Raw genomic sequence first — 18,376 nt, 5'->3', positions numbered from 1 at the left:
CTATGTCAGGAGCTGGCCTTCCACTCCCCAGACGTTCAGAAGCGCGAGTGCCTCGGCGTCCCGGGAACCCGCCGGCGCGCTGTAGAGGACGAGGTTCTGGTCGCGGTCGGTCAGCGCCATCGCGTCGCAGTCCACGGTGATCTCGCCGACCGCCGGGTGCTGGAACGTCTTGGTGAGCATCTGAGCAGCCTGTACGTCGTGACGCTCCCACAGCCTGGCGAACTCGGTGCTGCCTTCCCGGAGCTCCTGGATCAGCCCGGTCACCACCGGGTCCTGCGGGTAGCGGGCCACGGTCGAGCGCAGGTGCATCACCACGTGGTGCCGGAACTCGGTCGCGTCCGAGACGCCGTACAGCGTCCCTGATCCCAGGAACGCCCGGCGGGCAAGGTTGCGGTCCTCCGGCTTCAGGGCCCCGAAGTCCTCCATCAGCGCCGCCGCCAGCTCGTTCCAGGCCAGCACCTCGAACGCCGCGGACGTCACGAACGCCGCCGTCTGCGGCAGCCGCTCGATCAGCGCGAGGATGCTCGGCCGCACGTCCCGGCGGTGCAGGCCGCTCCGGCTGGGCGCCGTACCGGCCAGCACGTGCAGGTGATCCGACTCGGCATCCGTCAGCAGCAACGCCCGCGCGATCCCCGCCAGCACCTCACCAGACGGTCGCGGCGCCCGACCCTGCTCCAGCCGCACGTAGTACTCCGTGGAGATGTGCGCCAGCACCGCCACCTCCTCGCGCCGCAGCCCTGGCGTCCGCCGCCGAGCGCCCGACGGCAGCCCGACGTCCTCCGGCCGGAGCCGCTCCCGCCGGCTCCGGAGAAACGCCCCGAGCTCCTGCTTGTCCATACCCCCAGTCTGCCCGCCGCCTCGCGCCGCAGCCTGGTACAGCCTGTGCCTGTCTGGGCTCCTCGTGCCGCACAACAGTTGTCGGCATGACAACTGGACTCCTGACCGACAAGGTCATCTTCATCACCGGCGCCAGCCGCGGCATCGGCGCCGCGGCCGCGCACTTGTTCGCCGCCGAGGGCGCGGCGGTCGTCCTGGCCGCCCGCGGTATCGAGGCGCTCGAGAAGATCGTCGCGGAGATCCGCGCCGACGGCGGCGTCGCGGACGCCGTACAGCTCGATCTCGCCGACAGTGCGAGCGTCCGTACGGCGGTCGACCGCGCGCACGAGCTGCACGGCCGCCTCGACGGTGCCTTCAACAACGCAGCCGCGATCCAGAGCCGTCCCGGCCCGCTCGACACGACCAGCGACGCGGACATCGAGGAACAGTTCGCGGTCAACTTCCGCGCCCACTGGACCGCGATGAACGCTGAGGCCGCGCTGATGCGCCGGGGCACCGGCGGCGCGATCGTGAACACCTCCAGCATCGGCAGCCGGCGCGCGAATCCCGCGCTTCCGGCGTACGGCGCGATGAAGCGCGCGCTGAACAGCCTGACGGAGACCGCGGCCGTCACCTGGGCCGCCGACCGCATCCGCGTCAACGGCATCACCCCCGGCGGGACCGCGACCGAGATGATCGACACCTGGGAAGCGGCGACGCCGGGGGTCGTCGACATGATCACGTCGTCCAGCCCGCTCCGCCGGATGGCCGAGCCGCGCGAGATCGCCGAGCTGGCCGCGTGGCTGCTCAGCGACCGGGCGTCGATCGTCACCGGCGCGATCATCCCGGCCGACGGTGGTGCCGGCGCCTAGTTGGCTGCCTCGGCGGCCCACAGCCGGTTGCTGGCCTCGACGTCGATGCTGCCTCGGCGCAGTGAGCCCGGTGGCGAGCCCGTACCACCGGCGAACGCGCCGATCAGCACGAACACCATCAGCAGCGGTAGCAGCAGGAGTCGCACCAGCATCGCCCACGGACCGCGAGCGCCGAGGCGGCCGCCGTCCTTCAGCTGCACCAGCCGGGTGCCGGTCAGCACCGCGCCGAGCGATCGCCCGTTGCCGTAGAGCACGCCGTACAGCAAGGGCACTGCAGGCACCAGCACGAGTACGCCGGTGCCGACCGCCACGTTGTCCAGCGACGGCACCGACGCCAGCACCATCGCGCCGACGAACAGCCCGATCACGAACACGCCGAAGTCCACCAGCCAGGAGAAGAACAGCGCCCACTGCGTCGCCCGGACGTACCGTCGCCCGTTGCCCAGCGGCTCGACCCGCTGGGCAACGTCGGGCCCGAGGACCTCGGCCGGGTCCAGATATCTGCTCATGCCGCGAGACGCTAGCGCGTCGGAGACCGCCCGGAACTACGGGCGCAGTACGGGCAGCGCCCCGACATCGAGCCTCGCTACCCTCCCCGCCGAGCCCGTTGCCGAGCGCAAGCATCTGGCCGTTCGGTGACCTGGGGGCGTCAGTAGGATGACCATCGTGTCCCGACGGCCGCTGGATGACCTCGCGGGTGAATCCCCTGCCCACGGACCGCCACCCGGCCGCTTCGGCGAGCTGCTGCGCTCGTTCCGCCGCCGGTCCGACCTGACGCAGCAAGCACTGGCCGACCAGGCCGGCCTGAGCACCGCGGCCGTCCGCGACCTGGAACAGGGCCGGACCAGAAGCCCGAAGCCGGACTCGGTCGACGCGCTGGCCGCCGTCCTCGCCCTCAGCTCGCACGACACCGGCGTCCTGCACGCCGCTGCCAAGCCCCCGCGGACCAGCCGCCCCGCCGCGGGCACAGTACGAATCAACATCCTCGGCCCGCTCGACCTGCGCTCCGGCGACGCTCCCGTCCCGGTGAACTCCGCCGCCCAGCGCACCCTGCTGGCCCGCCTGGCCCTCTCACCCGGTACGACGGTCGGCCACGACGAACTCGTCGAGCTGCTGTGGCCCCGCCGAACACCGGCGAACGCCGCAAGCCTGCTCCAGACCCGCATCGCGAGATTGCGCCGGCTGCTGGAGCCAGGTGGCCCGTCAGCTCTCCTGCTGGAGCCCGGGAGTCCGGTCATCACCGGAGACCGCACCGGCTACCGGCTGGACGCGACCGCCGAGACCCTCGACCTCCTCGCCTTCCGCGAGCTGGTCGCGCAGGCCACCGAAACGCCGAAGGCCGCGCTGGAGGACCTCACCAGCGCCCTCGCGCTCTGGCGCGGGGAGCCGGACAGCGACGCGTCCCACCCGCTCTACCTGGCGCTCACCAACGAGTACGCCGAGGCCGTCCACACCTTCGCCGCACGGACCCGCGAGGCCGGCGTACCAGAGCGCGCGCTGCAGTCCCTCCGCGACCTGACCGCGCACCACGAGCTCGACGAGCCACTGCACGCCGAGCTCATCCAGACCCTCGCCGCAGCCGGCCGACAGGCCGAAGCGCTCTCGGCGTACGAGCGCATCCGTGCCGCGCTCGCCGACCAGCTCGGGATCGACCCCGGCGAACGCCTCCGCGAGGCACACCTGGCAGTCCTGCGCGAACCCAGAAGAAAGCAGCAGCAAGCGCCGTCAGCCCCACCTGACTTCGTCGGCCGCGACGGGGAACTGGCTGCGATCTGCACAGCACTCCGGGAACCAGCCGCCGTCTCCTCCCGCGCCGTTCTGGTCAACGGCATCGCCGGCGTCGGCAAGACCGCCCTGGCCCTCACCGCCGCCCACCACCTCCGAGCCGAGTACCCCGACGGCCAGCTGTACGCCGACCTGCGCGGCGCCGACACCGTTGCTCCACAGCCCTTGCAGGTGCTCGGCCGGTTCCTGCGAGCGCTCGGCGTGCCCAGCAGAAGGATCGGTACCGAGGAGGCGGAGGCTGCCGCGCTCTTCCGCAGCGAGCTGGCCGACCGACGTCTCCTCGTCGTACTCGACAACGCCCAGGACGCGGCACAGGTCCGCCCCCTCCTCCCGGGCGCCGGCCGCAGCGATGTGATCATCACCAGCCGTCGCCGCCTCCCCGACCTGATCGCCACCGAGGTCATCGACCTCGAGCCACTCCCCACCGACGACGCCGCCCGCCTGATCGCCTCCACCGCCAGAACCCTCGACGCCCGCGCCGAAGACGTGGCAGCCCTCGCCGAAGCCTGCGGCCGCCTCCCCCTGGCCCTCCGCATCGCCGGCGCCCGCCTGGCGACCCGCCGCGAGTGGACGGTCGCCGACCTGGCTCGCCGCCTCGACGACAGCAACCGCCGCCTGTCCGAGCTGACCCTCGGCGAGTCCAGCGTCCTCACCAGCTTCCAGCTCAGCTACGCCGACCTGAGCCCCACCGCCCAGCGCGCCTTCCGCCTCTGCAGTCTCCACCCCGGCGACGACTTCAGCGCCGACAGCACCGGCGTCCTGCTCGGCCTGCCCACCCCTGACGCCGAACGCATCCTGGACGACCTGCTCGAAGCCAACATGCTCCTGCAGCACACCAGCAACCGCTACCGCTTCCACGACCTCCTCGGCCTGTACGCCGCCCGCCTCGTCACCGACGATCCCGAGTCCGACGCTGCCCGGACAAGACTCCACACCTGGTACGCCGACACCGTCACCGCCACCATCGACCGCACCTATCCCCAGCTCCTCCGCCTCAGCACCGGCGAGCCGAGCACCTCCTCCTCCAACGCCACCCTGACCTGGCTGGCGGACGAGCTCCGCTCGCTGGTCGCCCTGGTGACCACCACCACCGACCCGCAGCTCGCCTGGCACCTCACCGACCAACTCCGCGGCTACTACCTCATGTGCCGCGAGGCAGACGGCTGGCTGCAGGTAGCCCAAGCCGGTACGACGGCCGCCAGAGCCTCCGGCAACAACAGAGCCCTCGTAGCCATGCTGATCAACCGCGGCCAGGCTCTGGCTGCAGCAGGTCGCGACGACGACTCGCTCGCAGACTGTCTGGCCGCACACGTTCTGGCTGTAGCCACCGGCTGGACCACCGCAGCCGCGTACAGCGCTCACCAGGTCGGCTGGCATCACCTGGAACGCGGCACCCTGCACGAAGCCGCCCACTGGATGACCCGCTCCCTCAGCTGCACCCAGACCGAGCCGCCCGGTCACGTCGCGGCGATCGCCGTCAACGGGCTCGGGATGGTCCGCCTGTACCAGGGCGAGCTGCGCGAGGCCGCCGACCTGTTCGCCGAGGCGCTGCGGTTGAACGCCGGTAGCCGCCCGGCGTCCGACCTGATCATCAAGGGCAACCTGGCGAGCGCCCTCCGCCAGCTCGGCGACGTCGACTCGGCAGCTGACCTGCTGAACGACGTACTGGATGCGTACCGGCAGCAGTCCTATCCGCGCGGAGAGCTGTCGACGCTGGACGAGCTCGCGCGGCTGCACCTCCAGCGCGACTCCGCCGCTGCCCTGGACCTCGCGCTCCGAGCCCGCGACCTCGCCGTCACCGGCCGCGACCGCAAGGCGCAGGCCCAGACCATGGCCACCGTCGCTCAGGCCCACCTCGCCCTCGGCGACCTCGCCGCCGCGATCAGCTCCGCTGAGGACTGCCTCGCGATCGCCCGGGATTCCTACCCGTACGTCGAAGCAGAAGCACTGATCGTCCTCGCCGCGGCACACCAGGACGCCCCCGCCGCTCTGGCCCATGCGATCCACGCCGAAGCGATCGCCGAAGCCTGCGGCTTCACCCTCCTGGCCGCCGAGGCAACGACGCTCCGGCGCCGGCTGACCCCGGAACGCACGGACCGCTGACGAACTCGCCCTTCCGCCCAGCCGCAACAGCCGGAAATTGTCCGTGGGCTTGGGTAGCGTCCTCCTGTGGACGTTGGGAAACGGATTCAGGAGCTGGCCGACCAGATCGTCGAGCTGCGCGACGCCTACTACCGGGGATCGCCCTCGGTGGCGGACGCCGAGTACGACGCGATCGAGGACGAGCTGCGGCAGTTGGTCACGGACAACCCGGCGCTGGCGCCGGACCCGAATCCGCTGGAGCAGGTCGGCGCGCCGGCGGTGCTGCACGCCCCGGTGCGGCACTCGCGGCCGATGCTGTCGTTGGAGAAGGCAACCAAGCCCGAGCAGGTCGAGGCGTTCTTCAACCGCTTCCCCGGCCGGTCGGTGGTGGTGATGCCGAAGCTCGACGGGCTGTCGCTCGCGCTGGTCTACGAGGACGGCAAGCTCGCCCGCGCGATCACCCGCGGCGACGGCACGACCGGTGACGACGTGACGCCGCTCGTCCGCGCGCTGGCGGACGGCGTACCGGCTTCGGTCGCGGCGGAAGGCCGCGTCGAGGTCCGGGGCGAGGCGGTGATGCTGCGCTCCACTTTCGCGGCGTACAACAAGAATCACGCCGACAAGCCGCTGATCAACCCGCGCAACGCGGCCGCCGGGACGTTGCGCGCGAAGGATCCGGCCACGGTCGCCGAGCGCCGGCTGCAGTTCCTCGCCTTCGACCTGCTGACCGATGCCGACAGCACCGACTCCGACCTCGACCGCGCGTTGCGCACGCTCGGGTTCACCGCCGCCGAGATGCGGCACTGCGACGACGCGGCCGCGGCGCAGGCGGTGATCAGCACGATCGAGGAGCAGCGCAACGACCTCGACTACGACCTCGACGGTGCCGTGCTCCGGCTGGCCGACCGGGACGCGTTCGCCGCGGCCGGGACGAGGTCGAGCTCACCGCGCGGCGCGCTGGCGTACAAGTTCGCGGCCGAGGAGAAGACGACCGTACTGGCCGACGTGCGCTGGGACGTCGGCAAGACCGGCAAGATCGCCCCGGTCGCCTGGCTGGAGCCGGTCTTCGTCGGCGGGACGACGGTGACCCGCGCGACGCTGGCCAACCAGGAGGTGATCCGGGCTCGTGGCATCAAGATCGGTGACACGGTGCTGGTCCGGCGTGCGGGTGACGTGATCCCGTTCGTGGCCGGCGTACTGGACGCGTCGAAGCGGACCGGCGCCGAGCAGGACATCGTGCCGCCGACCGTCTGTCCCTCGTGCGCGCAGCCGCTGACCGAGCAGGGCAACAGCCGTGAGCTGTTCTGCACGAACGTGTCCTGCCCGGCCCAGACCGTACGCCGCCTGATCCACTGGGCGTCGCGGGCCGCGGCCGACATCGACGCGATCGGCGGGGTCTGGATCGAGCGGCTCGCCGAGGCCGGGATCCTGGAGAACCCGTCGGACTTCTACCAGCTGACCAAGGAAGGGCTGCTCGAGTTCGACCGGGTCGGCGAGGTCTCGGCGACCCGGATGATCGAGTCGATCGACACCAGTCGGCAGGTCGGGCTGCGCCGGGCGTTGATCGGGCTGGCGATCCCGATGGCCTCGGAGGGGACGGCGGCGCGGCTGTGCCGCGCGGGCTTCGGGTCGCTGGAGGACGTGCTCGACGCCGGCGAGGAAGGGCTGGTCGCGGTCGACGACATCGGCCCGAAGGTCGCGGCATCGCTGATCGAGCACCTGACGCGGCTCCGGCCGGAGCTGGAGCGGCTGCGCGCGGCGGGCGTCTCGCTCGACGTACTGGAGGAGGACCTGCCGCCGGTGATCGCCGCGGGCGCGCCGCTGGCGGGCAAGACGGTGGTCGTGACCGGGTCGATCAGCGACCCACGCTCAGGTGAGAAGGTGCCGCGGCCCGCGTTCCAGCGCCTGTGCGAGACCGCGGGCGCGACGATCGCGTCGTCGGTCTCGGCGACCACCGACCTGCTGATCACCGGCGCGGACGTCGGCGCGTCGAAGCTCACCAAGGCTGAGAAGCTCGGTGTCCAGGTCGCCGATCAGTCCGAGATCTGGCCGCAGCTGTTCGCCGCGGGGATCACCGCCTAGCCGGCCGCTCCTCCAGTTGGACAGCGCGCCGCCGCTCGCGGGGTCGCCGTCCAGCTGCAGGGAGGGGTCGGACGACTAGCTGGAGGTTTGGCGCAGCCGCTGCTTCGCGTCCCGCTCCACGAAGAGCGGGACGAAGTCGCGGATCGGCGCCTGGTCGAACTCCGGCTGGACCTGGTGGACGACCTCCGCGACGCTCTCGCTCGGGACGCCAGGGAACTGCTTCGCCAGCCGGTCGACGATCTCGTCGATGGCCCGGTGCTCTTCTGACCTGTCCATGTTTCAACCATCGCGCAGCCCACCGGGCGACACAACGCGGGCCAGATTTGTTCATCTGCTGTCCATCTGGCCCGGACCGCCGCCTCAGCGCCAGCGCGCGACCAGCTCGGCCAGCGGATCGGCCAGCGCCAGCTGCAGCAACGGCCCGAAGGTGATCCGCTGCACGCCGGCCGCCTTCAGTTCGTCGTACGAGCCCGAGGCCGCGCCCTTGACCGGATGCGCGGTCACGTTCACCGGCCCCGACAACTCCCCCATCAACGTCCGCAACGACGCGGCGTCCGGCACCAGCACCGGGTAGACGCACCGAGCCCCCGCGGCCTCACAGGCCTGCGACCGCCGGATCGCCTCGGCGAGCGGGTCGTCGAACTTCTCGTACTTCCCGATGTAGGCGTCGGTCCGCGCGTTGATCACCAGCTCGACCCCGGCCGCGTCAGCCGCCGCCCGGATCGCCCCGATGTAGTCGGCGTGCTCCTCGACCGACCGCAGCCGCCCCTCGCTGTGCACGGTGTCCTCGATGTTGATCCCCACCGCCCCGGCCTCCAGCACCCGCTCGACCAGCTCCGCGGCAGGCGTGTCGTACCCCGACTCCACATCAGCCGTCACCGGTACGTCGACCGCCCCGGTGATCCGCCGGATCCCGTCCAGCGCGTCGTCCAGCGACATCGCCTCGTTGTCACCCTGCCCCCGAGCCTCCGACAACGGATGACTCCCGACACTCAACGCCGCGAACCCGGCCCCGGCCACAGCCCGCGCCGACCACGCGTCCCACACCGTCGGCAGCACCAAGGTCGTCCCGGTGTGATGCAGCTTCAACAACTCAGAGGCCTTCGCGGCGAGATCAGTCATGCCCGAAAACTACCTGACCCAGAGTGTCCGATTCCGGACGTGCGGTGGCGGCTTGCCGGTTGACCGGGAAGGGTGGAAGGAAGTCGAGGGAACGGAGCAGCGGATGAACGACCGCAAGGACCGTGAGGCGACCGGGTTCCAGGAGCAGGCGGCGTACGACGCGACGATCGATCTGCGGACCGACTTCGTGATGGTCTACGGGTTGAACGACAGCACCGCGGAGCGGATCGCGCGGTGGCGGGAGGCCGGGTACCGGGTGCATCTGATGACCGGGATCTCCTGGGGGAACTACCAGGACTACCTCGACGGGCGGTGGGACGGGGACGACCACTGGGACGACGCGCAGACCGCCGGGGACGGGTCGCCGATCCTGCACGGGAAGAGCGTGGACATCCCGTACATGGTGCCGACGTTCGCGTTCACCGAGTACCTGATCGAGAAGCTGCGGCCGGTGCTCGCGCTCGGGGTGGAAGGGATTCACCTGGAGGAGCCGGAGTTCTGGGCCCGTGCCGGGTACTCGGCGTCGTTCAAGCGGGAGTGGCTGGCCTTCTTCGGTGAGCCGTGGCAGCCGCCGCACAGCACCGCCGAGGCGCACTTCCGGTCCGGGCAGCTCAAGCAGCATCTGCTCACGCGGAGCCTTGATCGCGTGACGTCCGTACTGCGTGACGAAGCAATCAAGCAGGGTCGCGAGGTCCGGTTCTACGTCCCGACGCACAGCCTGCTCAACTACACCCAGTGGCAGATCGTCAGTCCCGAGTCCAAGCTGCGCACGCTGCCCGCGGTCGACGGCGCGATCGCGCAGGTCTGGACCGGGACGGCGCGCACCCCCAACGTGTACGACGGCCAGGTCGCCGAGCGCACCTTCGCGACGGCGTACCTGGAGTACGGCATCGCGCAGGACCTGACCCGCGGCACCGACCGCCGGATGTGGTTCCTGCACGACCCGATCGAGGACCACCCGGACCGCACCTGGGAGGACTACCTCGCCAACTACCAGCGCACCCTCGTCGCGTCGCTGCTGCATCCGGGCGTCTCGCGCTACGAGGTCGCGCCCTGGCCGAACCGCATCTTCAACCGTTCCTACCCACGCCAAGGCTCCACCGAGCGCGAGCCGATCCCACCGGAGACCGCCACCAGCTACCTGGTCGCGATGAACAGCCTCCGCGACCTCGACCAGCCCGACGTACGCCGTCACGGCGACGGCCCGCGGATCGGCGTCGCGCTGTCCGACACCGCGATGTTCCAGCGCTGGTCCCCCGGCGGCGAGAGCGGCCACTACGACGGCCTGCAGGACGCGCTCGCCCTCGAAGGCCGCGAGCAGCTGCACTTCTCCGACTTCTACGGCCTCGCCCTACCTCCCCTGTACGACGGCCAGCAGGTCTGCCCGGTCCAGCTCGAGAACGTGATCGACACTCCTGACGCGCTCGACGACGTCGACCTGCTCGTGCTCAGCTACGAGTTCCAGAAGCCGCTCGCGCCCGGCATCCACTACGCGCTGGCCGGCTGGGTGAACCGCGGCGGCAGTCTCCTGTACGTCGGCAACGACGCCGACCCATACCACGCAATGCGTTCTTGGTGGACCGGCCGCTACCCGACCTGCGCCGACCACCTGGCCGAGGCGCTCGGCGCTGATCGCAGCAACCCGACAATCCAGCCCGTCGGCAAGGGCCGCGTCCAGTTCCTCAACGCCCGGCCCGCCGACTTCACCGAACAACCCGCTGCCCTCGTCGCCGCCCTCGAAGCCCTCACCAAGGACGCCGGCCGGCGCTGGACTCCCACGAACTGGCTCGCCGTCCAACGCGGCCCGTACCTGATCGGCGCCGTACTGCACGGCACCCACACCATCGAGGGCTCGTACGTCGACCTGCTCGACCCGCAGCTCGGCATCGTCACCGGCCGCGAACTCGAACCCGGCGCCGTGACCTGGCTGCGCGACCTCACCTACGACGACTCACCGGTGATCGCTTCCGCCGGCCGCATCACCGACTGGCACCGGGACGCCACCGGTATCCGCTTCACCTGCGAGGCCCCACGAGGAGTCGAGGTCCTCACTGCTCTCCGCACCTCGAAGCCGGTCGAGGGCCACCGCTACGACTCCGAGACCGGAGTCCTCTGGGTCCGCCATCCCGGCGACCCGGGCGGGACCGAGATCCACCTACCCGGCAACGACCTCTGACCCGGCGACGCCGACAGCGAGCCCGGCCACGATCAGCAATGCGCCGACCAGCACCCGGTAGCGCATGGTCGCGACCAGGCCCAGCAGGACCGCGACCAGACCGACACCCCAGATGAGGTTCCCGATGAGCATCCGGGAACCCTATCCACCACAACCGCCGATCCCCCGCGTCCTCACAGCTCTCTAACAACCCCGCCGCCGCACCGCGCAGCGATGTGCCGCAGGTCGCCGCGGAGGTCGGCGATCACCTGGCACCGGCGGTTGTTTCTGATATCGGAAACGCTACGTTGCGTTCATAGGTCTGATAACCTCAGACAAGCCTCACACTCAAGCATCTATAAGCAGGAGCACATGTTTTCACTACATCAGAACAAGAACTAACGCAACAAACCGTTGCACTGACCAGACCAACGAGAGGAACCCCCGGTGTCCGGTGGCAGGCTCAGTCAGAAGGAACGCCAGCAGATCGCGCTCGGACTGGCCGACGACCTCCCGTACGCCGAGATCGCGCGCCGCCTCGATCGGCCGACCTCGACGGTCACCCGCGAGGTGATGCGCAACGGCGGCCCGACCGGCTACCAGGCCGACGCTGCGCACCGCGCGACCGAGCGCCGCGCGCATCGCCCGAAGCAGACCACTCGCCGCACCCAGGGCAAGCCACTGCTGGCCGGCAACGGCCGCGACGCCGAGGCCGTTCGTGCGTACGAGGAGCTCTTCACTACCCTCCTCACCGCGCAGGGCCTGCCGAAGATGGCCTCCCGCGTGCTGACCTGCCTGTTGATCGCCGAAGCCGGCAGCCTGACCGCGGCCGAACTCGTCCAGCACCTGCAGGTGAGCCCCGCGTCGGTCTCGAAGGCGATCGCGTTCCTCGAGGAGCAGGGGCTGATCCGCCGCGAACGCGACGAGCGCCGCCGCGAGCGCTACTTCGCCGACAACGACGTCTGGTACCAGTCGACGATCGCCAGCGCCCAGGGCATCGGCCGCCTCGCCGAGACCGCCCGCCAGGGCGTCCCGATCCTCGGCCACGGCACCCTGGCCGGCACCCGCCTGGAGAACATCGCCCGGTTCAGCGACTTCATCAGCGAAACCATCTTCCGCGCCGCCGAACAGGTCCGCGATGTCCTGCACACCCAGGCACCGCCGACCGAGAAGTAGCTGGTAAGCGTTTGCAGCGGGCGCAACCCTCTGCTTACTCTGGGCAGTAACACATCTAGAAACAATCTAGCTGTTACTGCCCAGCGAAAGGCCGTTCCATGGTCGCCTTGTACGTCGATCTGCCGTCCGAGCTGGAAGGGGAACTGTTCGGGCCGGACGAGACGGCACGGCTGGAGAGCTTCGGTCGCGTGAGCCGGGCCCGGGACCGACTGGCGGCCGACATCCTCGTCACCGGATGGGGGTCGGCACCGCTGCCGGCTGATCCGGGGTCGCGGCTGAAGCTGCTCGTGCACAGTGCGGGCACGATCCGGCATCTCGTCACGCCGGCCCACCTCTCGAGCGGACTGAGGGTCAGTCAGGCATCGGCCGGCATGGCGCAGTCGGTGGCCGAACTGGCGCTGTTCATGACGATCTCGCGGCTGCGCGACCTCGACCAGGTCGACCGCGTGATGACCACGAACCTGCGCGACCACGCCTGGCACAACGCCGACTTCGGACTCGGCCGGACCCTGGCCGGGACGACCGTCGGCGTCATCGGCGCAAGCCGCGTCGGGCGCGCATATCTCAAGCTGGTGGTCGCTTCCGGCGCGCAGGCGCTGCTCTACGACCCGTACCTCGACGAGCGCGAGGCGAAGGAGCTCGGCGCCCGGCTCGTCCCGCTCGAGCTGCTGCTCACCTCGTCGGCCGTCGTCGCGCTGCACGCCCCCGTGACCGCGGAGACCCGGCACATGCTGGACGCGAAGCGACTCAGCCTGATCCCCGACCGCGGTGTCCTGATCAACACCGCCCGGTCAGCGCTGGTCGACACCGAGGCACTCCTGAACGAACTGCGCAGCGGGCGGATCAGTGCGGCGCTCGACGTGTTCGACAATGAGCCGCTGCCGGCCGACTCCGAGTGGTGGCGGCTGCCCAACGTGCTGCTCACGCCGCACCTCGGCGCCCAGACCTGGCACTCGCGCCGGACCCAGGGCGCGATCGTCGTCGACGAGATCCGCCGCTACCTGGCCGGGCTCGAGCTGCGCCACGAGGTCCGCGCGGACACCTACGACTTGATGGCTTGAGCACCGAAGTTTCAGAGAGTATTGCGAAACGATACTAGAAATGCCCACTGTGTCGGGAAGCGTTTACCGGCCCGATCGACGCGGCCGCCGACAGGAAGTGGTGAAGGACATGCAGCGAGGACTCAAGGCCGCGGCCGCGCTGGCCGTCGCGCTGACGACAGTGCTGGCCGGTTGCTCCTCCGGTGAGGACGGCGGCCAAGAGGGCCAGGACCCGGCGACCGCGACCGGCACCCTGCGCGTGGTGGTGCCGAACTTCTCCGCCGACAACGAGGGCCAGGCGGTCTTCCAGGGGATCGTCGACATCTTCCACCGGACCTACCCGCAGATGAAGGTCGAGCCCGACTTCGTCCCGTACGACAACCTGAACCAGAAGATCTCCACCGCGCTCTCGGCCGGCAGCAACTACGACGTGGTCAGCGCGGGCATCGGCTGGGTCCAGCCGCTCGCCGACCTGGGCGCGATCCAGTCGCTGACCAAGCTCGGCGTCAGCACCGACGAGCTGGAGAAGGCCGTCTACCCGGCCTTCGTCCCGCCGATGAAGTTCGACAACGACCTGTACGCCGTACCGGTGGTCGCGAACCCGCGGCTGCTGGCGTACAGCAAGAGCGCCTTCACCGAGGCCGGCCTCGACCCCGCCAAGCCGCCGCAGTCGCTGGCCGAGCTGCGGGAGGACGCCAAGAAGCTGACCAAGCGCGACGCCAAGGGCCAGATCACCCGGACCGGCTTCGACTTCTGGGCCCCGGCCAGCAACTACCGCCAGCAGTTCGTCGCGTTCATGGGCGCCAAGGGCGGCCAGATGTTCGACGCGGACGGGCAGCCGACGTTCGACAGCCCGGCCGGCACCGAGGCGCTGCAGCTCGTGCACGACATGGTCAGCGTCGACAAGACCTCGACGTACGGGTACCAGAACAGCGCCAAGACCGCGCTGGTCACCACCGGCGAGGCCGCGATGGGCTTCGCCAGCCCGTACGTCGACTGCGGCAAGGGCGGCGAGGGCATCGGCGACAAGTGCAAGGACCTCGCCTACTTCAACCTGAAGGACAGCAAGGAGGTCATGTACGTCGGTGGCCGCGTCGCCGCCGTCGGCGAGGGCACCAAGTACCCGCAGGCCGCGCTGGCGTTCGTGAAGGCGATGCAGGACCAGAAGTCGCAGGAGGCGATCTCCAAGCTCGACGTCGGTGTCCCGATCAGCAGCACCGCCGGGGACAGCGCGTTCGTGAAGGCCAACCCGGCCGGGTCGTTCGCCTGGAAGAACCTGGACAAGGCCGTCTTCGAGTACGGCGGCGCGACGTTCCTCGACTTCCGCTCCAAGTTCGGCCCGTCGCTGGACGAGGTCATCCTCGGCCGCAAGTCGCCGCAGGACGTGCTGAAGGAGCTGGACGGTGTGGCCCGCAAATGAGCACCCAGACCATCGCTCGCCCGGTCGCGGCGGCTCAGCCGCGGCCGGAGCGGCGCCGCCGCAACGGGGTCGAGCGCGCGAAGGCGCGGGCCGGGTGGATGCTGCTCGCGCCGTCGCTGGTGCACTCGGTGATCTTCATCGCGATCCCGGGCGTGATGGCGGTGTACCTCAGCTTCACCAACGCGCGGGTCGCCGGGCAGGGCAAGTGGATCGGCGTCCAGAACTACCTCGACCTGTTCGGTGACGCGGATTTCCTGCGGGCGCTGAAGAACACGCTGCTCTACACGGTCGCCGTGGTTCCGGTCGCGATGGCGGTCTCGCTCGCGGTCGCGATCGGGCTGAACCAGAAGATCCCCGGCCGGGCCTTGTTCCGGACGCTGTTCTACATCCCGGTCGTCACCTCGACCGTCGCGGTCGCGGCGGTCTGGCTGTGGATCTACAACCCGGCCGCCGGCCTGGGCAACCAGGTGCTCGCGTTCTTCGGCGTCGCCCGCTCCGGGTGGCTGACCGACCCGGACGTCGCGCTCCCGGCGCTGATGCTGGTCGGGATCTGGCAGGGTCTCGGCGCGAAGATGATCATCTACCTGGCCGCCCTGCAGAGCATCTCCCCCGACCTGCTGGAGGCCGCCAAGCTGGACGGCGCCTCGAAGTGGCAGACGTTCTGGAACGTCACCTGGCCCGGGCTCGCACCGGTGCACTTCTTCGTCCTGGTCACGTCGATCGCGAGCTCGTTCCAGGTCTTCGACCTGATCTACGTGACCACCGGCGGCGGCCCGGCCAACGCCACCAACGTGCTCACCTTCGACATCTTCAGCAACGCCTTCGAGCGGCTGCACATCGGCTACGCCTCGGCGGAGACCGTGGTGATGCTGGTCTTCGTCGGCATCCTGATCAGCCTCGGGCGCCTCAGCCTGCGCAGCAACCGGGAGGACCTGTGAGCACCGCCACCGTCACCCGGCCGGCCGTACGCCGTGACCGCGCGGACCGGCTGACCGCCGGCAAGACCGTCCTCATGGTCGTGCTCGCGGTCGGCGGCTTCCTGATGGTCGTGCCGTTCCTCTGGATGATCCTCACCTCGTTCAAGACCCTCAACGAGGTGAACGGCTTCGCCTGGCTCCCCGACCACGTCGAGTGGATGAACTACGTCAACGCACTCAAGGCAGCGCCTTTCGCGACGTACTTCCGCAACAGCCTGATCGTCGTGGTCGGCCAGACCATCCCGGTCCTGCTGTTCTGTACGGCGGCCGGCTACGCCCTCGCGCAGCTGCCGATCCGCGGCCGGAAGGGGATCCTGAACTACTTCATCCTGCTGCTGATCGTGCCGTTCCAGGTCCTGATCGTGCCGCTGTTCCTGGTCGTCCGGCGGATTCCGTTTGCCGGAGGCAACGACATTCTCGGCCACGGCGGCACCGGCTGGCTGAACACCTGGGCGGCGCTGATCGTCCCGTTCGTGTCGGCGCCGCTGTTCACCTTCCTGGCCCGGCAGTTCTTCGTCTCGCTGCCGGCCGAGCTGGCCGACGCGGCCCGGGTCGACGGCGTCTCCGAGCTCGGCATCTTCTTCCGGATCATGGCACCGCTGGCCGCACCGGCGTTCGTCACGATCGCGCTGTTCAACGTGGAGTCGGCCTGGAACGGGTTCATCTGGCCGCTGGTCGCGACCAGCTCGGAGAGCCTGCGGCCGCTGCAGTTCGGGCTGGCCACCTTCGCGCAGGGCCAGGGCAGCGTGCAGTGGCCGTTCCTGATGGCGATGTCCGCGCTCGCTACGCTGCCGATGATCCTGCTGTTCGTCTTCGGCCAGCGCTACTTCATCGCCGGTATGGCCACGTCAGGGATCAAGGGATGACAGAGAGGCACTCGATGAAGCCCGAACTCGCTCCGCTGGACGTGACCGGACCGCTGGCCGCGCTGCTTCCACCGGAGGACCGGACGCTCAGCCCGTACACCGGCCTCACCCGCGAGCACTGGATCGCGGTCGCCGACCACCTGCTCACCGCGGCCGCGGCGTACCGGTCGCCGCAGCGCGCCCGGATCAACTTCCCCGGACGCCCGTCCCAGCAGGGCCCGGCGACCGACGGGCTGGAGGGCTTCGCCCGGACGTTCCTGCTGGCCGCCTTCCTGCACGCCGGCGGTGCCGACCGCAACAACCACCTCCAGGCGTACGTCGACGGCCTGGTCGCCGGCACCCGTACGGTCGGTGCCGACGACAACGAGTCCTGGCCGGAGGTCGGGCACGTCGGCCGGACCGGGCAGCCGCACGTCGAGGCCGCCGGGATCGCGCTCAGCCTGCACCTCACCAAGGAGGACAGCTGGGGGCGGCTGAAGCCGGACGAGCAGGACCGGCTGGCGGCCTGGTTCCGGGCGACCATCGAGAAGGAGCCGTCGCCGAACAACTGGTACCTGTTCCCCGCGACGATCGCGAGCTTCCTCGAAGGCGTCGGCCGCGGCGACGAGCAGACGCAGTACGTGCTCGATCGGGCGCTCGGGCTGATCGAGGTCTGGTACCGCGGCGAGGGCTGGTACTCCGACGGCGCCGGTGAGGCGTACGACCACTACGTCGGCTGGGCGATGCATCTGTACCCGGTGCTGCACGCGCACCTGCGCGGCCTGACTGCGCTCGCCGACAAGCTCGGCCCGCGGCTCGACGAGTTCCTGGGCAGCTTCAGCCGGACGTTCGACCGCGACGGCTCTCCCCTGTACTACGGCCGCAGCATGACCTACCGGACCGCGACGCTCGCGGCAGTGGCGCTCGGCGAAGCCGTGGGCCGGACCCCGCTGACGCCCGGGCAGTCGCGCCGGATCCTCTCGGCCGGGCTGCGGTACTTCGTCGAGCGCGGCTCGATCACCGAGCACGGCGTACTGTCGCTCGGTTGGCACGGCGAGCACCTGCCGAGCATCCAGCGGTACTCCGGGCCGGGTTCGCCGTACTGGGCTTCGAAGGGGTTCCTCGCGCTGATGCTGCCGGCCGACCACCCGGTCTGGACGGCGACCGAGGAGGCGCTGCCTGCCGACTCCGACGACCACGTCCGGTCACTCGGTGTCGGGCTGCTGATCCAGACGACGGCTGCTGACGGTCTGGTGCGCGTGCACAACCACGGCAACGACCACCTCAAGCTGGACGCGGCCGACGCGGGCGCACCGGATCCGCTGTACGCGCGGTTCGGCTACTCGACGCGGACCGGGCCGACCTCACTGCACGATCCCGCCGACAACGATCTGCAGGTACGGATCCGGCGGGTGTGGAGTGCGCGGCGACGGATCCACCGGGTCGCGACCGGCGAGAACTGGGCGGCGTCGTGGCACGCGCCGCGCTTCCCGCAGTACGGGCCGTGGGAGGGCAGCGACACCGCGGACGGCGGTCCGGTGCTGCCGTCAGCGCGGATCGAGAGCGTGACCGCGGTGCGGGGTGCGCTCGAGGTGCGCATCCATCGGCTGGTCTGGGTGCCGCCGTCGTTGCCGCTTCGGCTCGGCGGGTGGGCGGTGGCTGGTGCGCATCCGCACTCGTTCTCCGTTGCTGCTTCCGGTACGACGGTTGCCGTCGAGGCGGACGGGCTGCGGTCGCTGGTGACCGGGCTGCACGGGTGGGAGTCGGCCGGGACGCAGCCGGCGCCGTACGGGACGGCGTACGGGGAGTGGGCTGTTGTGCCCGAGCTGCTCGGGACGACCTCTGCCGAGAACACTGTGTACGTCGCAGCGGCATCGCTGAGCGGGGTGCCGGTGTCCGAGGAGGTGGCGGCCTCGGTGGACGGTGGCGTGGTCACGGTTCGCTGGCCCGATCGGGAACAGGCCTTCGACCTGGACGATATTTTCGCCGGGATCAGGTAAGAAG

The 18,376-nt window shown here is 70.2% G+C and carries 15 protein-coding genes; 10 read left to right on the top strand and 5 right to left on the bottom strand.

Annotated elements, in window-relative coordinates:
• Window positions 1–837: a helix-turn-helix transcriptional regulator gene (locus AB0M01_RS25355; RefSeq protein ID WP_363673583.1), complete on the bottom strand. Its 837-nt coding sequence runs from the start codon at window positions 835–837 to the stop codon at window positions 1–3.
• An 86-nt stretch (window positions 838–923) separates the two neighbouring features.
• Here AB0M01_RS25355 and AB0M01_RS25350 point away from each other — a divergent pair, with 86 nt between their 5' ends.
• A complete protein-coding gene (locus tag AB0M01_RS25350) occupies window positions 924–1,688 on the top strand; it encodes an SDR family oxidoreductase (RefSeq protein ID WP_363673581.1) in 765 nt (254 codons plus the stop codon).
• On the opposite strand, the gene AB0M01_RS25345 is transcribed toward AB0M01_RS25350, so the two are convergent.
• Window positions 1,685–2,197: a hypothetical protein gene (locus AB0M01_RS25345; protein WP_363673579.1), complete on the bottom strand. Its 513-nt coding sequence runs from the start codon at window positions 2,195–2,197 to the stop codon at window positions 1,685–1,687. The two genes, AB0M01_RS25350 and AB0M01_RS25345, sit on opposite strands and share 4 nt — an antisense overlap.
• 157 nt (window positions 2,198–2,354) lie before the next feature.
• Between AB0M01_RS25345 and AB0M01_RS25340 the strand changes: the two genes are divergently transcribed.
• Window positions 2,355–5,576, top strand: coding sequence for a BTAD domain-containing putative transcriptional regulator (locus AB0M01_RS25340; protein ID WP_363673577.1), 3,222 nt, complete (start codon window positions 2,355–2,357; stop codon window positions 5,574–5,576).
• 66 nt (window positions 5,577–5,642) lie between these two features.
• Window positions 5,643–7,637 (top strand): NAD-dependent DNA ligase LigA, encoded by a 1,995-nt coding sequence (ligA, locus tag AB0M01_RS25335; protein WP_363673575.1) that lies wholly within the window; start codon window positions 5,643–5,645, stop codon window positions 7,635–7,637.
• A 75-nt stretch (window positions 7,638–7,712) separates the two neighbouring features.
• Here the strand turns inward: ligA and AB0M01_RS25330 are convergent, their stop codons facing one another.
• Both AB0M01_RS25330 and AB0M01_RS25325 read right to left on the bottom strand, forming a co-directional pair.
• Window positions 7,713–7,913: a three-helix bundle dimerization domain-containing protein gene (locus AB0M01_RS25330; RefSeq protein ID WP_363673573.1), complete on the bottom strand. Its 201-nt coding sequence runs from the start codon at window positions 7,911–7,913 to the stop codon at window positions 7,713–7,715.
• A gap of 84 nt (window positions 7,914–7,997) precedes the next feature.
• Window positions 7,998–8,759, bottom strand: a complete 762-nt coding sequence (locus AB0M01_RS25325; RefSeq protein ID WP_363673571.1) for an isocitrate lyase/phosphoenolpyruvate mutase family protein — start codon at window positions 8,757–8,759, stop codon at window positions 7,998–8,000.
• Window positions 8,760–8,862: 103 nt separating this feature from the next.
• Here AB0M01_RS25325 and AB0M01_RS25320 point away from each other — a divergent pair, with 103 nt between their 5' ends.
• Window positions 8,863–10,935 carry a hypothetical protein gene (locus AB0M01_RS25320; protein WP_363673569.1) on the top strand — a complete coding sequence of 691 codons (2,073 nt, stop codon included), beginning with the start codon at window positions 8,863–8,865 and terminating at the stop codon, window positions 10,933–10,935.
• Here AB0M01_RS25320 and AB0M01_RS25315 read toward each other — a convergent pair.
• The gene (locus tag AB0M01_RS25315) at window positions 10,915–11,067 is read right to left on the bottom strand and encodes a hypothetical protein (protein ID WP_363673567.1); all 153 of its coding nucleotides are present in this window, start codon (window positions 11,065–11,067) and stop codon (window positions 10,915–10,917) included. The two genes, AB0M01_RS25320 and AB0M01_RS25315, sit on opposite strands and share 21 nt — an antisense overlap.
• Before the next feature lie 294 nt (window positions 11,068–11,361).
• On the opposite strand from AB0M01_RS25315, the gene AB0M01_RS25310 reads away from it, so the two are divergent.
• The 6 genes from AB0M01_RS25310 (at window position 11,362) to AB0M01_RS25285 (ending at window position 18,372) form a co-directional block, all read left to right on the top strand.
• Window positions 11,362–12,090 carry a helix-turn-helix domain-containing protein gene (locus AB0M01_RS25310; RefSeq protein ID WP_363673565.1) on the top strand — a complete coding sequence of 243 codons (729 nt, stop codon included), beginning with the start codon at window positions 11,362–11,364 and terminating at the stop codon, window positions 12,088–12,090.
• A gap of 98 nt (window positions 12,091–12,188) precedes the next feature.
• Complete coding sequence (locus tag AB0M01_RS25305; protein WP_363673563.1) at window positions 12,189–13,151, top strand: hydroxyacid dehydrogenase; 963 nt, start codon at window positions 12,189–12,191, stop codon at window positions 13,149–13,151.
• A 109-nt stretch (window positions 13,152–13,260) separates the two neighbouring features.
• The gene (locus AB0M01_RS25300; RefSeq protein WP_363673561.1) at window positions 13,261–14,550 is read left to right on the top strand and encodes an extracellular solute-binding protein; all 1,290 of its coding nucleotides are present in this window, start codon (window positions 13,261–13,263) and stop codon (window positions 14,548–14,550) included.
• On the top strand, window positions 14,547–15,488 hold the full coding sequence (locus tag AB0M01_RS25295; RefSeq protein ID WP_363673559.1) for a sugar ABC transporter permease: 942 nt from the start codon (window positions 14,547–14,549) through the stop codon (window positions 15,486–15,488). Before AB0M01_RS25300 ends, AB0M01_RS25295 begins: the two co-directional genes overlap by 4 nt.
• Window positions 15,485–16,393: a carbohydrate ABC transporter permease gene (locus AB0M01_RS25290; protein WP_363673557.1), complete on the top strand. Its 909-nt coding sequence runs from the start codon at window positions 15,485–15,487 to the stop codon at window positions 16,391–16,393. Before AB0M01_RS25295 ends, AB0M01_RS25290 begins: the two co-directional genes overlap by 4 nt.
• Window positions 16,390–18,372: a DUF2264 domain-containing protein gene (locus tag AB0M01_RS25285; RefSeq protein ID WP_363673555.1), complete on the top strand. Its 1,983-nt coding sequence runs from the start codon at window positions 16,390–16,392 to the stop codon at window positions 18,370–18,372. Before AB0M01_RS25290 ends, AB0M01_RS25285 begins: the two co-directional genes overlap by 4 nt.
• Window positions 18,373–18,376: the final 4 nt, after the last annotated feature.

Origin of the sequence: Kribbella sp. NPDC051770, assembly GCF_040681455.1 — a bacterium.
Lineage (GTDB): Bacteria > Actinomycetota > Actinomycetes > Propionibacteriales > Kribbellaceae > Kribbella.
Note: the sequence above shows the minus strand (reverse complement) of the source record. Positions and strands in the feature narration are given on the sequence as shown.

Bases quoted from the DNA above. Each gene is read 5' to 3' on its own strand.
- AB0M01_RS25355 (WP_363673583.1), bottom strand. From the start codon at position 837: ATGGACAAGCAGGAGCTCGGGGCGTTTCTCCGGAGCCGGCGGGAGCGG.
- AB0M01_RS25350 (WP_363673581.1), top strand. From the start codon at position 924: ATGACAACTGGACTCCTGACCGACAAGGTCATCTTCATCACCGGCGCC.
- AB0M01_RS25345 (WP_363673579.1), bottom strand. From the start codon at position 2,197: ATGAGCAGATATCTGGACCCGGCCGAGGTCCTCGGGCCCGACGTTGCC.
- AB0M01_RS25330 (WP_363673573.1), bottom strand. From the start codon at position 7,913: ATGGACAGGTCAGAAGAGCACCGGGCCATCGACGAGATCGTCGACCGG.
- AB0M01_RS25325 (WP_363673571.1), bottom strand. From the start codon at position 8,759: ATGACTGATCTCGCCGCGAAGGCCTCTGAGTTGTTGAAGCTGCATCAC.
- AB0M01_RS25320 (WP_363673569.1), top strand. From the start codon at position 8,863: ATGAACGACCGCAAGGACCGTGAGGCGACCGGGTTCCAGGAGCAGGCG.
- AB0M01_RS25315 (WP_363673567.1), bottom strand. From the start codon at position 11,067: ATGCTCATCGGGAACCTCATCTGGGGTGTCGGTCTGGTCGCGGTCCTG.
- AB0M01_RS25305 (WP_363673563.1), top strand. From the start codon at position 12,189: ATGGTCGCCTTGTACGTCGATCTGCCGTCCGAGCTGGAAGGGGAACTG.
- AB0M01_RS25300 (WP_363673561.1), top strand. From the start codon at position 13,261: ATGCAGCGAGGACTCAAGGCCGCGGCCGCGCTGGCCGTCGCGCTGACG.
- AB0M01_RS25295 (WP_363673559.1), top strand. From the start codon at position 14,547: ATGAGCACCCAGACCATCGCTCGCCCGGTCGCGGCGGCTCAGCCGCGG.
- AB0M01_RS25285 (WP_363673555.1), top strand. From the start codon at position 16,390: ATGACAGAGAGGCACTCGATGAAGCCCGAACTCGCTCCGCTGGACGTG.